The sequence below is a fragment of the Pleionea mediterranea genome (assembly GCF_003148745.1).
Classification (GTDB): Bacteria; Pseudomonadota; Gammaproteobacteria; order Enterobacterales; family Kangiellaceae; genus Pleionea; species Pleionea mediterranea.
Map to the genome: position 1 here is coordinate 109,696 of NZ_QGGU01000007.1, position 15,285 is coordinate 124,980.

General features: G+C 42.8%; 12 protein-coding genes and 2 tRNA genes. 8 read left to right on the top strand and 6 right to left on the bottom strand.

All coding sequences use genetic code 11. From position 1 onward, the window contains the following. Positions 1 to 237: 237 nt before the first annotated feature. The 5 genes from purB (at position 238) to C8D97_RS10480 (ending at position 5,443) form a co-directional block, all read left to right on the top strand. Entirely contained in the window at positions 238 to 1,602 is a 1,365-nt protein-coding gene (gene purB / locus C8D97_RS10460; RefSeq protein WP_109763724.1) for an adenylosuccinate lyase, read from the top strand. Positions 1,603 to 1,686: 84 nt separating this feature from the next. Continuing rightward, positions 1,687 to 2,868 (top strand): cupin domain-containing protein, encoded by a 1,182-nt coding sequence (locus C8D97_RS10465; RefSeq protein WP_109763725.1) that lies wholly within the window; start codon positions 1,687 to 1,689, stop codon positions 2,866 to 2,868. Between the two features lie 68 nt (positions 2,869 to 2,936). Continuing rightward, positions 2,937 to 3,368 carry a GNAT family N-acetyltransferase gene (locus C8D97_RS10470; RefSeq protein ID WP_109763726.1) on the top strand — a complete coding sequence of 144 codons (432 nt, stop codon included), beginning with the start codon at positions 2,937 to 2,939 and terminating at the stop codon, positions 3,366 to 3,368. Between the two features lie 20 nt (positions 3,369 to 3,388). Then, complete coding sequence (locus C8D97_RS10475; protein ID WP_109763727.1) at positions 3,389 to 3,925, top strand: DUF7931 domain-containing protein; 537 nt, start codon at positions 3,389 to 3,391, stop codon at positions 3,923 to 3,925. A gap of 183 nt (positions 3,926 to 4,108) precedes the next feature. Next, positions 4,109 to 5,443: an MATE family efflux transporter gene (locus C8D97_RS10480; protein ID WP_109763728.1), complete on the top strand. Its 1,335-nt coding sequence runs from the start codon at positions 4,109 to 4,111 to the stop codon at positions 5,441 to 5,443. A 22-nt stretch (positions 5,444 to 5,465) separates the two neighbouring features. Here the strand turns inward: C8D97_RS10480 and C8D97_RS10485 are convergent. Together C8D97_RS10485 and C8D97_RS10490 are read right to left on the bottom strand one after the other, a co-directional pair. Next, positions 5,466 to 5,541: transfer RNA gene (locus tag C8D97_RS10485), tRNA-Glu, on the bottom strand. Between the two features lie 89 nt (positions 5,542 to 5,630). After that, a tRNA-Ala gene (locus C8D97_RS10490) sits at positions 5,631 to 5,706 on the bottom strand. A gap of 370 nt (positions 5,707 to 6,076) precedes the next feature. Here C8D97_RS10490 and pyk point away from each other — a divergent pair. Continuing rightward, a complete protein-coding gene (pyk, locus tag C8D97_RS10495; RefSeq protein ID WP_109763729.1) occupies positions 6,077 to 7,522 on the top strand; it encodes a pyruvate kinase in 1,446 nt (481 codons plus the stop codon). A 115-nt stretch (positions 7,523 to 7,637) separates the two neighbouring features. Here the strand turns inward: pyk and C8D97_RS10500 are convergent, their stop codons facing one another. From C8D97_RS10500 to C8D97_RS10515, 4 genes are all read right to left on the bottom strand, one after another. Beyond that, positions 7,638 to 9,083, bottom strand: a complete 1,446-nt coding sequence (locus tag C8D97_RS10500) for a bifunctional 2-methylcitrate dehydratase/aconitate hydratase (RefSeq protein WP_109763730.1) — start codon at positions 9,081 to 9,083, stop codon at positions 7,638 to 7,640. A gap of 157 nt (positions 9,084 to 9,240) precedes the next feature. After that, on the bottom strand, positions 9,241 to 10,386 hold the full coding sequence (gene prpC, locus C8D97_RS10505; protein ID WP_109763731.1) for a bifunctional 2-methylcitrate synthase/citrate synthase: 1,146 nt from the start codon (positions 10,384 to 10,386) through the stop codon (positions 9,241 to 9,243). A gap of 1 nt (position 10,387) precedes the next feature. After that, on the bottom strand, positions 10,388 to 11,278 hold the full coding sequence (gene prpB / locus C8D97_RS10510) for a methylisocitrate lyase (RefSeq protein WP_109763732.1): 891 nt from the start codon (positions 11,276 to 11,278) through the stop codon (positions 10,388 to 10,390). 102 nt (positions 11,279 to 11,380) lie between these two features. Continuing rightward, positions 11,381 to 12,898 carry a fumarate hydratase gene (locus C8D97_RS10515; RefSeq protein WP_109763733.1) on the bottom strand — a complete coding sequence of 506 codons (1,518 nt, stop codon included), beginning with the start codon at positions 12,896 to 12,898 and terminating at the stop codon, positions 11,381 to 11,383. A gap of 183 nt (positions 12,899 to 13,081) precedes the next feature. Between C8D97_RS10515 and pabB the strand changes: the two genes are divergently transcribed. Both pabB and C8D97_RS10525 read left to right on the top strand, forming a co-directional pair. Next, positions 13,082 to 14,515 carry an aminodeoxychorismate synthase component I gene (gene pabB / locus C8D97_RS10520; RefSeq protein ID WP_109763734.1) on the top strand — a complete coding sequence of 478 codons (1,434 nt, stop codon included), beginning with the start codon at positions 13,082 to 13,084 and terminating at the stop codon, positions 14,513 to 14,515. Then, on the top strand, positions 14,512 to 15,138 hold the full coding sequence (locus C8D97_RS10525; protein WP_109763735.1) for an NUDIX hydrolase: 627 nt from the start codon (positions 14,512 to 14,514) through the stop codon (positions 15,136 to 15,138). The genes pabB and C8D97_RS10525 overlap by 4 nt, the downstream gene beginning before the upstream one ends. Positions 15,139 to 15,285: the final 147 nt, after the last annotated feature.

Sequence of the window (15,285 nt, forward strand, 5' to 3'; positions counted from 1 at the left end):
TTTTTTAAACTTTTTTAATATCGATTACGGTTTACACAAATTTGTGCTTTTTTATGCTCAGAGAGTAAATATCGACTGTTAAAGAGCTCTCTTTTTTACAGCTCTAACAATGGCGATAGCTTACTCAACATCTCAATGATAATTATCGCCATATAGCCGTCTGGTGCTACCAACCTGCTACGACTATGGTAAAATGCCGCCATCTTGCTATGACCCAATAATTTCTGAGGAATACTGATGGAACTCTCTTCACTTACCGCAATATCACCAGTTGATGGCCGTTATGGTTCAAAGACCATGGAATTGCGCGAAATATTCAGTGAATACGGCTTAATTAAATACCGCACAACCGTTGAGGTTCGCTGGTTACAAAAACTGGCCGCTACTGCAGAAATTACCGAAGTTCCGTCATTTTCCGATAAAACCAATCAACAACTGGACGCACTGGTCGAAAATTTTTCGCTGGAAGATGCCGAGCGAGTCAAAACCATTGAGAAAACCACCAATCATGACGTTAAAGCCGTTGAGTATTTGCTTAAAGAAAAAACCAGTGACAATGAAGAACTGAAGCAAGTCAGCGAGTTTATACACTTTGCCTGTACTTCAGAAGATATAAATAATCTGTCATATGGACTGATGCTTAAAGATGCCGCCGAGGTGATAGAGAATTATCAGACCAAAATTATTGACTCAATCAAGTCACTAACAGAAGAGTTTGCGGACATTCCCATGATGTCTCGCACCCATGGGCAGCCCGCCTCACCGTCTACCATGGGCAAAGAAATGGCAAATGTAGTGGCTCGACTGCAACGCCAATTAACCCAGTTTAAAGCCGTTGAAATACTCGGAAAAATTAATGGTGCCGTTGGCAACTACAATGCTCACTTTTCTGCATACCCGGAAGTTAACTGGCCAGAGTTTTCACAACAGTTTGTCGAATCCTTAGGACTGACATTTAATCCCTATACCACGCAAATTGAGCCGCACGATTACATTGCCGAATATTTTGATGCGTTAACTCGTTTCAACGTTATTTTGCTTGATTTTGATCGGGATGTTTGGGGCTATATTGCTCTGGGGCATTTCAAACAAAAAACCATAGCCGGTGAAATTGGCTCCTCAACCATGCCACATAAAGTCAATCCCATTGATTTCGAAAACAGTGAAGGTAATATCGGTATTGCCAATGCCCTGTTTACCCATTTAGGACAAAAACTACCGGTTTCTCGCTGGCAAAGAGACTTATCTGACTCAACAGCCCTGCGCGCCTTGGGTACCGGTGTTGCGCATTCTTTAATCGCTTATCAAGCGACTCTTAAAGGCATCAGCAAACTGGAAGTTAATCGTCAATCGTTACTTGATGAGCTGAATAATAACTGGGAGCTGTTAGCCGAGCCGATCCAAACTGTAATGCGTCGCTACGGAATTGAAAAACCTTACGAAAAACTGAAAGAACTGACGCGAGGTAAAAAAGTTGATCAGGCTGGCATGGCAAGCTTTATTGATGGGCTGGAATTACCCGATGATGTGAAGCAACAGCTGAAACAATTAACGCCAGCCAACTATATTGGTAATGCAATTGAGCAAGCGAAAAATATTTAATCCCAGAGTTAAACGTCTTATTATAATTCAGGCCGGTTTCGTACCGGCCTTTTTGCAGATAAACATCACAGAGACAGTGCAATTATGAGCATTGATCCAGCTTCCCCCTTTGGTTCTCTTTCTATCAATGAGTTTTTGAATAAATATTGGCAAAAACAGCCTGTGATTATTCGTCAGGCGTTTCCCAACTTCAGCGATATAATATCGGCAGAAGAACTCGCCGGTTTATCACTCGAGCAAGACGTCGAATCACGAATAATTCAACACAAAGGCCACGCTCATAAGAAATCTTGGGATGTTATTCAAGGACCTTTTGATGAGCGATTTTTTCACCAGCTACCCGATGAAAACTGGACACTGCTGGTACAAAATGTTGATAGCTGGTCCGAACAAGCTTGTCAGTTACTAGAGCAGTTCAGCTTTATTCCTAACTGGCGCAGAGATGACTTAATGGTAAGTTTTGCCACACCGGGTGGTGGCGTCGGGCCACATGTGGATCAATACGATGTTTTTCTGATTCAAGGTATGGGGCAACGCCATTGGCAAGTTGGCTCGAATGATGAGTCGCTGATGAACCAAATCCCTCACCCTCTGTTAAAGCAAGTCTCAGACTTTACTCCCATCATCGATGACACTTTAAACCCCGGTGATATACTATACATTCCCCCCGGTTTTCCACACTGTGGTACAGCAATTAATGATTGCCTGACTTACTCGGTTGGCTTTAGAGCCCCATCGAGACAAATGGTTCTCGAGCAATTACTCAGTGATCTTCTGGAAAACGACGAATATGAATCAAATCGTTATCGTGATCATCATCCAGAACAGACGTTTCAAAGCGCCGAATTGCCTGACCATCTCAGTTCATGGCTCATGGAGTCTTTATCACAAGTTAATCCAGCTCAGCTTCAAATGGCCTTTGCCAAAATAGTGACCCGCAGACCAGCGTTTGAAGAAGAAATAGAGGAGTTGTCTAAAGAAGAGTTGCGCAATGTCATAGAAAAGTTAGAGCACGCCCCCGGCTCGATACATCTTGAAGACAATGCTCGCATCACAGGCTACGAGTCAGACAATCACTATATCTGTGTAATTAACGCAAATGTACAGCCATTTCCAATAAAACACCGCGATATTATAAGAAAATTGGTCAATCACGGTGTAATTTTGAGTAACAGGTCGAATAAATTGCCGCAAGATGTTGAATTTATTAGTGGAATTGCTAATCTTATCAATAAAGGGTGTTTAAATTTTCAACAGCATGATTAACGGAGTGGAACTGATACGCCAAATAAACACGCACATTTCAATTGCAGAAGATTGCAGCGAGGCAATTTATGACAGAAAAGTTTACCGTCTCGGAAGTTAAATGGCATGAAAGCCAACATTTATTGAAACAAGTCAGACAAAAAGTTTTTGTTTGCGAACAGCGTGTTGCAGAAGAAATAGAAATCGATGGTAAAGATCCAGATTGTTATCATGTATTAGTAACTAACCTTAAAAACGAGCCCATTGGCGCAGGGCGAATGACACCTGAAGGTAAAATTGGCCGGGTCTCTGTATTAATGCCCTATCGCGGTTTTGGTTTAGGCTCTCATATATTGGAGAAACTCGTTGAAATCGCCGCCCGTGAACACCTAAGCCCTGTAAAGCTTCATGCGCAAATTCAAGCGATTCACTTTTACGAACGTCATAATTTTGTCTCCAATGGCCCCGTATTTATGGAGGCCGGTATTCCACACAAAACCATGAAACGCACCTTACGGTAATAGATATAACGGAACTGACCATGGTAGACACAAACCAATCTCTAGAACAAACCTTATCATCAGCAAAACTGGGTGAAACAGACGATGAATTTCGAGTTAATCGTTTGTCAGAAATTCAGGCCGTTAGCCAACAGATGTTCTCTCAGGCGAAACGGCAGGTGGATATATTCAGCGTTGATCTCGATCCTAGAGTACTGAGTCAAAGAAGCATTGAGCAAACGCTTGCAAAACTTGCACGAAGCAGTCGACAATCAACCATTCGTCTTCTGATTTTTGATGTTCTTAGCTTACAGTCTATTGATCACCGTCTGGTGGATCTTTCTCAAAATTTAAGCAGTTATGTTTCTATCAAAGTGCTTGCCAACGATTATCAACATCTGCCCTATAATTATTATCTAGTAGACGATGCCGGGCTTATGTATCGATCGAATCATAAAGAGCTTGAAACACAGGTATCATTTAATGCGAAACTAAAAGTAAGAGAATACCGAAAGCAATTTAACGACATGTGGGAGCAGAGTCGTATCGCCAGTGAGTTTCGAAATCTTTCGATTTAATAACTCACTTATTGACTTAATCGCACAGAAGAAAGTCTACGTGAACCATCCACCAGTCGTTAGTTCACAACTCTATAAATACACACTTAAATTCTCATAATTCACCTTGCCCTGTGCTTAAAGCAAGACATACATCCATGACAATGCTATAACAATCGTTTTAATAAAGCGGCTTCTGTAGTTGTGATCAAAACCGAATTAAATGAACTGACAAAACTCGGCGTTCCAGCCATTCTTGCACAATTGTCGCATATGTCTTTAGCCGTTATTGACACATTGATGGCAGGCCGGGTCAGCCCGGAAGCCCTGGCGGCAATTGCAGTGGGAACCAATATATTAAACCCGATTGTGGTGTTTATTCTGGGTGTCTTCCTCGCCTTAAACCCAATTGTTGCCCATTTAAATGGGCGCGGTAATTTCTCGCAAATTGGCGTAGTGTTTCAGCAATCAGTGCTGTTATCTTTTATTTTAGCTATCCCCTGCATTTATCTGTTATTCAACAGTATTCCTGTCATGGAATTACTGGATATTCAATCGGAGATAGTGCCAACGGTTGATGGCTATCTTAAAGCCTGTAGCTGGGGAATTATCCCTTTATTTGCATTTTTAGCACTGCGCTTTTGTAACGAAGGTTTGTTTTCGAACCGAGCCATAATGCTGGTGTCGGTGCTGGCTATTCCTTTTAATATTTTGTTCAACTTGTGGTTTATCTGGGGTGGCTTTGGCCTTGAGCCAATGGGTGCCGTGGGTGTTGGTTATGCCACCAGTGTAGTCTGGCTGGTGATGTTTATCGCTATGGCTGGTTATACCATCTTCACCCGTCGTTACCGTCATCTGGAAATAATCAGCAAGCTGCACGCTTTTGATTTTAAGCAGCTAAAAGAAATCATCACCATTGGCCTGCCCATGGGAGTGGGTGTGGGAATGGAAATCGCCATGTTTGCAATAATAGGTCTGTTAATTGGTAGTTATCAGGTAGAAGTGGTTGCGGCTCATCAAATTGCCATTAACATTGCGTCAATGGCTTATATGATCCCGCTAGGATTATCGATTGCGATTTCAGCTCGCGTTGGATTTTTTGCCGGACGACAAAAAGTTGAGTCAGTAAAAATTGCCGGAAAAACAGGAATTAGCGTCGCTATCGCCCTCGCCTGTTTATCGTCCATTACCATGTATTTATTTGCCTCTGATTTCGCTCAGTTTTACACCGACGATCGTGCGGTAATAGTACTGGCCGCCGAGCTATTGTTTTTATCGGCCATTTTTCAACTCTCAGACGCAATTCAGGTGTCCATCAGTGGTGCTTTAAGAGGTTTAAAAGACACCACCGTGCCAATGATCATTTCCGGGATCAGCTACTGGATCGTTGGATTTCCAGTAGGCTATTACTTTGCCGAATATTCAAACTTGGGCGTAAAAGGCTATTGGATGGGGATTATTTCAGGCTTATCCGCTGCTGCACTCATGTTATTTCTACGCTATCTGAGTCAATTGCAACGCATAAAAAAGCCCAGCTGATTTATCAGCCGGGCTTAATATATGGCGTCCCCTAGGGGATTCGAACCCCTGTTACCGCCGTGAAAGGGCGGTGTCCTAGGCCTCTAGACGAAGGGGACAAAACCTTCTTCCGGTCGGTCGCTGACGCGACACTTGGCCTAACCGGTAACTTAACAAGTGTTCAATAGCAACAAACGTTAAGTAAAAATGGTGGAGCTAAGCGGGATCGAACCGCTGACCTCAACACTGCCAGTGTTGCGCTCTCCCAGCTGAGCTATAGCCCCAAATTGGAGGCGCATTTTAATTAGGCTAGCTGATCCTGTCAATATAAAATACAAATTAAATTTTGTTTAAGCCCTTGATTGCGTAGAAAATATCAACAGTGAATCATCATTGAGCAATTAACCATCACCAAGTATCACCGTTATTTCGCATATGATAAATCAGAATACTATTCAGAATAGCTTCATTGAAGCGCGGCATAATTTAACGTTCACAGAATTTTAAAACAATGTTATCTTAACTACATAATAAGCCTAAATAATAATGTCAGGTATCAAACCTGTTACACAAAGCTCTGCCCTCCAACTCAAGACCTAAAACTTTAAAAGCCTATGCTTTACGTAAGAATTAACTTTAAAGGAAACTAGCTACGTGTTTAAACGAACTAAAATAGTGACAACTTTAGGTCCTGCAACCGATAACAAAGAAGCGCTAAAAAAACTGTTTTTGGCAGGTGCCAATGTGGTGCGCATGAACTTTTCTCATGGCTCTCCGGACGATCATATAAGACGAACCCAGTTGGTTCGCGATGTATCGAAAGAAATGGGGATAGAAATCGCGATCCTGGGTGATCTTCAAGGACCTAAAATTCGAATCGCTCGTTTTAAAGAGCAAAAAATCCAACTTCAACAGGGTCAAACCTTCACTCTTGACGCAACGCTGGATACAAACGCAGGGGATGAGAGTCAGGTAGGTATTGATTACAAAGAATTGCCTAACGACTGCAAACCCGGCGATGAGCTACTGCTAGATGATGGCCGGGTACAATTAAAAGTCACCAGCATCGATGGCAACAAAGTTAAAACCGAAGTAACACTGGCTGGCCCACTGAGTAACAATAAGGGGATCAACTTAAAAGGCGGAGGATTATCTGCGCCCGCATTAACCGATAAAGATCGTGAAGATATCTTACTCGCAGCGAAAATGAATGTGGATTATTTAGCCGTCTCTTTTCCACGCAGTGCTGATGATATGCGACAAGCTGAAACGCTGATTCGAAAAGCAGAATGCCAGGCCGGTCTGGTAGCTAAAATTGAACGTGCCGAAGTAGTCCACTCGGATCAAATTCTGGATGAAATTATCAAAGCCTCTGACGCCGTTATGGTGGCACGCGGTGATCTGGGTGTTGAAATTGGTGATGCTGAATTAATCGGTGTTCAAAAGAAAATCATTGCCCGAGCTCGTACATTGGATCGCGTTGTTATTACCGCGACACAAATGATGGAATCCATGATCACCAATGCAATCCCTACTCGTGCAGAAGTTTTTGATGTTGCCAATGCCGTGCTCGATGGTACCGATGCCGTTATGCTTTCAGCGGAAACAGCCACCGGTGATCACCCTATCCTTGTGGTCGAAGCCATGGCTCGTGCTTGCCGCGGGGCTGAAAAACAAAAAGTTTCGCAAATTTCAAAACACCGCATGGAAGATCAATTTGAACGCATTGATGAAGCCATTGCCATGGCTACCATGTACACCGCCAATCATCTTAAAGGTGTTAAAGCCATTTGCTGCCTGACCGAATCTGGCGCTACTGCCCTATGGATGTCACGAATACGCTCCGGCATGCCTATTTACGCACTCACCAAACGGGTAGACACCATGCGACGATTAGCGCTTTATCGTGGTGTAGAATCCATTGCGTTTGATCCCACCAAGCTCGCCCGTCACGATGTTAATCGACTTGCCGTCGACGAACTTAAAAAGCGCGACATAGTTCAAGTTGATGATCTGGTGTTATTAACAAAAGGCGACCATATGGGTTTACTTGGCGGTACTAATGCAATGAAGATTGTTCGCGTTGGAGATGTTATTTAATCGTTGGTTTTTTGAGTGATTCGATTAACTTGCCAATAGGTTTACCCCATTGTTGCAAGTTAATCGAATTAAAGAACTTATTTTACGTTTAAGCCACAATTAATGGTTAGGATCGCTAAATAACCATTAAATCCATAAACTCATTAACCGGCGTGTTCCCGAGTTCTTCTTCATCCAGACAAAGATCAATAATCTGTTGACCGTGCTTTTTAGGAAATCGTGTGGCTACATTATTTTTAAACTTTTCAATTAATAATGGGATACCTTCTTCACGACGTTGCCGATGGCCTATCGGGAATTCAACTTCAACTTTTTCACTGGACTCACCATCATTAAAGAAAACCTGCAATGCATTAGCAATACTGCGTTTATCTTGTTGATGATAATCCTTTGAATATTGTTCATTTTCTTGCACATTCATTTTATTGCGTAACTCATCGATACGAGGATCATCAGCGACATTATCTTCGTAATGATCAGCATTTAACTCACCAAACAATAATCCTATAGCGACCATATATTGCAAGCAATGATCGCGATCAGCAGGGTTGTTTAACTCGCCTGTTTTGCTGATTATTCTAATGGCAGATTCATGAGTGGTAATTTCAATTTTTTCGATATCGTCCAAGCGGTGCTTTATTGTTTCATGCAGTTTAATAGCGCACTCTACAGCGGTTTGCGCATGGAACTCGGCCGGGTAGGAAATTTTAAATAGAATATTTTCCATTGTGTAACTGCCGTATGATCTTTGGAACGAAAACTCTTTGCCATTGAACAGAACGTCATAAAACCCCCACTGCTTTGCTGTTAACGCACTTGGGTAGCCCATTTCTCCCGTCATGGTAATTAAAGCCAGTCTAACGGCACGGCTTGTTGCATCACCGGCAGCCCAGGATTTACGAGAGCCAGTATTTGGCGCATGACGGTAGGTCCGTAACGACTGCCCATCAACAAAAGCTTGTGAAACAGCATCAATAATATCTTCTTTGGTGCCGCCTAACATTTGAGTAATCACTGCCGTTGAGGCTACTTTAACCAGAATCACATGATCCAGACCAACACGGTTAAAACTGTTTTCCAGTGCCAACACACCTTGTATTTCATGGGCTTTAATCATCGCAATTAATACATCTTGCATGGTTAACGCAGAGTAACCACTGGCGATGTTCTGTCGTGAAATAAAATCAGCAACAGCCAGAATTGCGCCAAGGTTATCCGATGGATGCCCCCATTCGGCAGCCAGCCAGGTGTCGTTGTAGTCTAACCAGCGTACCGTGCAACCAATATCGAAAGCCGCTTTTATCGGATCCATTTCAAATTGTGTACCGGGTACCCGGGCACCATTGGGCACTATTGTGCCAGGAACCACAGGGCCAAGGTGTTTGGTACATTCAGGATAACGCAAAGCTAAAAGTCCGCAGCCTAAAGTATCCATTAAACAATAACGCGCGGTTTCAATGGCCTCTTCACTGTCAATGACATAATCGGCAACGTATTCGGCCATATCAACCAGTACGCGATCGGGTTGAGGACGGTTACTTACATCTGCATTTGCGCTCATAGTTTCTCCTGGAAATTAGGACAGTGAAATGATGTGAATCAAGGCTTCATTTAAAATATGAAGCCTTGTATAGCATAGACGACAAGTCGGTATTTTGGCGAACTCGAATGAGTTTAAGACGTGCCGCAATACCTACGTTTGTTATGGAAGAGTTTATTTATCGCTTATCAATATCAACCCATTTTAAATCTTCTGGGCCGGTATAATTGGCTGACGGACGAATGATTTTTCCATCCACACGTTGCTCCATAATATGGGCAGCCCAACCGGTAATGCGGGACATGACAAATATTGGGGTGAACATGGATGTTGGAATACCCATTTGATGATAAGAAACGGCAGAGAACCAATCCAGATTAGGGAACATTTTTTTCTCATCCCACATTACTTTTTCAAGTCGCTCGGCAACATTGTATAAGTTGGTATCGCCCTGTTCTTCAGAAAGTTTTTTCGCCACTTTTTTGATCACTTCATTACGTGGATCAGAAACGGTATACACCGGATGACCAAAACCGATGACAATTTCTTTGCGCGCCATTCGCTCTTTAATGTCTGTTTCCGCTTCATCGGGCGAACTGTATCGCTTTTGGATCTCTAAAGCGACTTCGTTTGCACCGCCGTGTTTTGGACCACGTAAAGCGCCTATGGCACCACAAACCGATGAGTACATATCCGAGTTTGTACCAGCAATTACACGGCTGGTAAACGTTGAAGCATTAAACTCATGCTCGGCATAAAGTATCAAAGAAATGTGCATGGCTTTTTCCCAGGACTCGCTGGGCTTTTCACCGTGTAGCATATGCAGAAAGTGCGCACCGATAGAATCATCGTCTGTTTCTACATCAATACGACGACCATTGTGACTAAAGTGATACCAGTACAGCAGCATGGAACCAAATGACGCCATTAATCGATCGGCAATATCTTTTGCATCGGATTCATTGTGATCGTCTTTCTCTGGCAATACGGTTCCCAATACAGAACAACCGGTTCGCAATACATCCATTGGATGTGCAGCAGCAGGAATGCACTCAAGTGCTTCTTGTACTGCTAATGGTAAACCGCGTAATGCTTTCAATTTACTTTTGTAGTTTTTTAATTCAGCTTTGGTGGGCAATTTACCGTGAATTAATAAGTAGGCGATTTCTTCAAACTCTGCTTTTTCTGCAAAGTCTAAAATATCAAACCCCCGATAGGCCAAATCGTTGCCTGTACGACCTACGGTACACAAAGCTGTATTACCGGCAGTAACACCTGACAGAGCGACCGATTTTTTCTTTTTTGGTAATGTTTGTTCTGTCATATTATTTCTCCTTATTTTCTGCAAACAGTGAATCAAGTTTTTGTTCATAACTGTGATAGTTCAAATAATCGTAAAGTTCTTCACGCGTTTGCATAATGTCAATTACATTGCGTTGATGCCCTTCATTTTTAAGTGCTTCATAAACCGATAAAGCACCTTTATTCATCGCTCGATAAGCACCACAGCAATAGAGAACTATATCGACACCGACCTCACCCAACTCTGGTGTTGAGAATAAGGGTGTTTTACCAAACTCAGTGATATTTGCCAGAATAGGAACCTTAACGGCTTGTTTAAATTGCTTATACTGCTCAAGAGTGTTCATGGCTTCTGGAAAGATCATATCGGCGCCTGCTTCAACGCATGCTAAAGCACGTTCGATGGCAGAGTCCATCCCTTCAACAACAAGCGAGTCAGTACGGGCCATAATCACAAACTGATCGTCGGTTTTAGCATCCACAGCGGCTTTAACACGATCAACCATTTCCTGTTTTGATACTATCTCTTTACCGGGTCGATGGCCGCAGCGTTTTTGAGCCACCTGATCTTCAATGTGACAACCTGCAGCGCCCGCTTTCGTTAAAGACTTTACAGTGCGAGCAATATTAAAGGCTCCACCCCAACCGGTATCGGCATCCACTAACAAGGGTAAATCGCACACATCAGTAATACGGCGAACATCAATTAAAACATCTTCTAATGAGCTGATCCCAAGATCGGGCATTCCCAGTGAGTTTGCAGCAACACCTCCACCAGATAAGTAAATGGCTTGGTGACCTACTCGTTTGGCCATATGTGCAGTATAGGCATTGATTGTGCCCACCACTTGAAGCGGTTTTTGATCAGCAACCGCTGCGCGAAATTTTGCGCCAGGACTTTGTGCTTGTGTCATATCACTCTCTTATTTTGGTTTTCAATAATTGATTGAAGGCATCGGTTACGTTAAATCTTGCAGTAACTTGCCGTAATAAATTAATGGTAAAAAAATGGCAACTTATTGCGTTGCCATTTCTTCCATTTTAACTTTCCAGATTGCAGGGCCCGTTTTATGCACTGACTCGCCTTGCGAGTCAACGGCAACAGTTACCGGCATATCTTCTACTTCAAATTCATAGATGGCTTCCATCCCAAGCTCTTCAAAGGCCACCACACGTGACTTTTTAATCGCTTTAGAAACCAGATAAGCAGCTCCACCAACCGCCATAAGATAAACAGCTTTGTGTTTTTTGATGGAGTCGATGGCGGTATCACCGCGTTCTGCTTTTCCGATCATTCCCATTAGGCCTGTTTTATCCAGCATCATTTCAACGTATTTATCCATACGCGTTGATGTTGTAGGGCCAGCAGGGCCAACCACTTCATCTCTGACGGCGTCCACCGGACCCACGTAATAGATAAACCGACCATTAAAATCGACACCCTCGGGTAGCGACTCACCCTTTTCAAAAATTTCCTGGATGCGTTTGTGTGCGGCGTCTCGGCCAGTCAGTATTTTGCCCGATAACAACAGGGTTTCACCTGGCTGCCAGCTGGCTACATCCTCTTTGGTGACAGTATTTAAATCAACTTTGCGCACCGATTCGCCAACTTCCCAGGTCACTTCAGGCCAGTCAGCCAGTGAGGGCTGTTGCAATTCGGCGGCGCCCGAACCATCAAGAGTAAAGTGAGCATGGCGTGTTGCCGCACAGTTAGGGATCATAGCTACCGGCAAAGATGCCGCGTGCGTTGGGCAGTCTTTAATTTTAATGTCCAAAACGGTGGTTAATCCGCCAAGGCCTTGCGCACCAATACCCAACTTGTTTACTTTTTCAAAAATCTCCAAGCGCAATTTATCGACTGGCGATTTGTCTTGTTTTGCTTTTAGTTCATGAATATCGATGGGATCCATCAGGGATTCTTTCGCCATTACCATGGCTTTCTCAGCGGTGCCACCAATACCAATGCCCAACATACCAGGTGGGCACCAGCCAGCGCCCATTTTTGGCACGGTTTCTAAAATCCAGTCCACAATAGAGTCATTTGGATTTAGCATTACAAACTTAGATTTATTTTCAGAGCCACCGCCTTTAGCAGCGACATCGACGTGAACTTTGTCGCCCGGGATCATATCGATATGAACCACTGCAGGTGTGTTATCTTTGGTATTTTTTCGAGGGCCTATAGGATTTTCTACCACTGATGCGCGAAGTGGATTGTCTGGATTCGCATAAGCGCGACGAACGCCCTCATCAACCATTTGCTGAACGGTTAAATCAGAGTCCCATTGTACCTGCATTCCTATTTTGACAAAGACGGTAACAATGCCAGTATCCTGACAAACAGGACGTTTGCCTTCTGCAGACATTCTGGAGTTGATCAATATTTGGGCAATGGCATCTTTTGCGCCCGAATTTTGTTCTTTTTCGTAGGCTTCGTGCATCGCATCCACAAAATCTTTGGGATGATAATAAGAAATAAACTGTAAGGCACTTTCTACGCTTTCGATAAAGTCGGCTTTTTTAATGACCGCCATGAATTTCCTCCGGAAATAAAGGGACAATGCGGCTTATATTGCACCGCACAACCATACAATAAAAGTATAATGGGTTCAACGATTTGACTCAAAACTTTGGTATTATAACCGATTCGTCTGATAAGTATCAGCCACTGTCAGACAACATTTAATCATTAAACTTGAGTATTAGAGATAGCATTGATGAGGTTTTGTTCGTTTGATTATTTTGGCGCAAACTCAGCTGAAGTTTATTTTTCTCCTTTTGCAGAGTCTCCTTTTGCACTGTTACTGGATAGTGCAGGTTCATCGCAAGCTAATCCAAACAAACTAAATGACAACAGTCGTTACGATATTATTCTTATTTCTCCGGTAAAAGTTTTAATCAGTGAAGATGACAAGCACTGGGTAAAAGATTTTCAATCAAATGAAACCATATCGGTGGATGACTGTTTTGCGCAATTGACAGCCTGGCTCGATGAATATCGAACAGAATCAGATTCGACAACCGAAGATGACATTAAAGCATTACCCTTCACAGGCGGAATAGCCGGTGCATTTGCCTATGACCTGGGCAGGCAAATAGAAAACATACCCGATAAAGCCAAAAATGAACTCCATGTGCCGGATCTGGTTGCTGGTATTTATTTGTCCCCGTTAATCATCGATCACTTAAATAAAACCGTCACACTGTATAACTATGACAACACAGAAACCATCGCAAATTCATTAAAGCAAACCATTACTAATTCCATACAAAAAAGACGGCAAGAAGAATCTGATTCTTCTGTGTGTCATTCCAAATTTAAAATTACACAACAATGGCAATCTAACCTTTCCGAAAAACACTACTATGAAAAATTTAATCAGGTTAAAAACTACATAAAATCTGGTGACTGTTATCAAATAAACTTGGCGCAGCGATTTTCCGCGCCCTATGAAGGCAGCGAGTGGTCGGCCTATGTGGCATTAAGACGATTAAATAGCGCGCCCTTTTCCGGATTTATGAACTTTAAATCCGGTTGCCTTATGTCGCTTTCACCTGAACGTTTTATCGCCATTCATCAAAGTGATGTGATCACCCAACCGATTAAAGGAACGCGGCCAAGAAGCCAAGACAAAACAACCGATAAACAGTTGCAAGATGAACTCATTAACAGCGACAAAGATCGTGCCGAAAACTTGATGATTGTCGATTTATTAAGAAATGATCTGGGCCGGACAGCGGTTGCTGGAAGTGTAGAAGTCTCTGAACTGTTTGGTCTTTATAGCTTTCCCTCAGTGCACCATTTAATTTCCACCGTCACGTCCAAAATTTCTGATAACACCAGCCATATTAATGTGATCCAACAAGCATTTCCCGGCGGCTCCATTACCGGTGCGCCTAAAATAAGAGCAATGGAAATTATCGAAGAACTTGAACCTCATCGACGTCATTTTTATTGCGGCTCATTGGCTTACTTTAGTTTTAATGGCAACAGTGACAGCAACATTTTAATCCGATCGCTAACCACCACCAATCAAAACATATACGCCTGGGCTGGTGGTGGATTAGTGTATGATTCTGAAAGTGAGCTTGAGTATCAGGAAACCTTTGCTAAATTAAGTAAAATTTTATCTCCATTAAGTGACTTATGAATTTTTCACCTCAACAAATAGCGCACATTTTAGCGGAATCATCCATTCATGATGACACTACCGCGGATAATAATAACTTAACCGATGTGAAACTACTGACACCGGCAGCGGTACTCGTTCCATTAATCGTCAGAGAAGTGGGACAATCTTACGGTTATCATGTACTGCTAACGCGTCGTGCCAAACACTTAAAGCATCACGCAGGACAAATCAGCTTTCCGGGTGGTCGTCAGGAAAACCGGGATATCGATTTAAAAGACACCGCGCTTCGCGAAACCTACGAAGAAATTGGTATTACCCCCAATAACGTCAAGGTTATTGGCGAGCTACCACAACATCAGACCATTACTCGCTATTTAATGACGCCCTACGTTGGCATCATCAATGACTCATACCAGCTGACCATCGATCCATCAGAAGTGGATGAAGCCTTTGAAGTGCCCTTAAGCTTTATATGCAATCCTGATAATCAAAAACTGCAAAGCGCTATTTTTCAAGGTGAAAAGCGTTATTACTATTCCATTCAATACCACAATTACAACATCTGGGGAGCAACCGCCCGTGTACTGGTGGAGTTTTCCAAACAGCTGAACCGATTTTCAAACACATTCGACCACTCATAATTCAAGTTGTAACAACTAGAGTGTTATAACTGAAAACTTTACACTTAACATTCGTCAAACACCGACCTTCTCCCGTACAATAGAGATATAAAAGCCATTTAATTTGAGCCAGCATTGAAGCTGGCAATAAACAGTTTAGGTGAACGC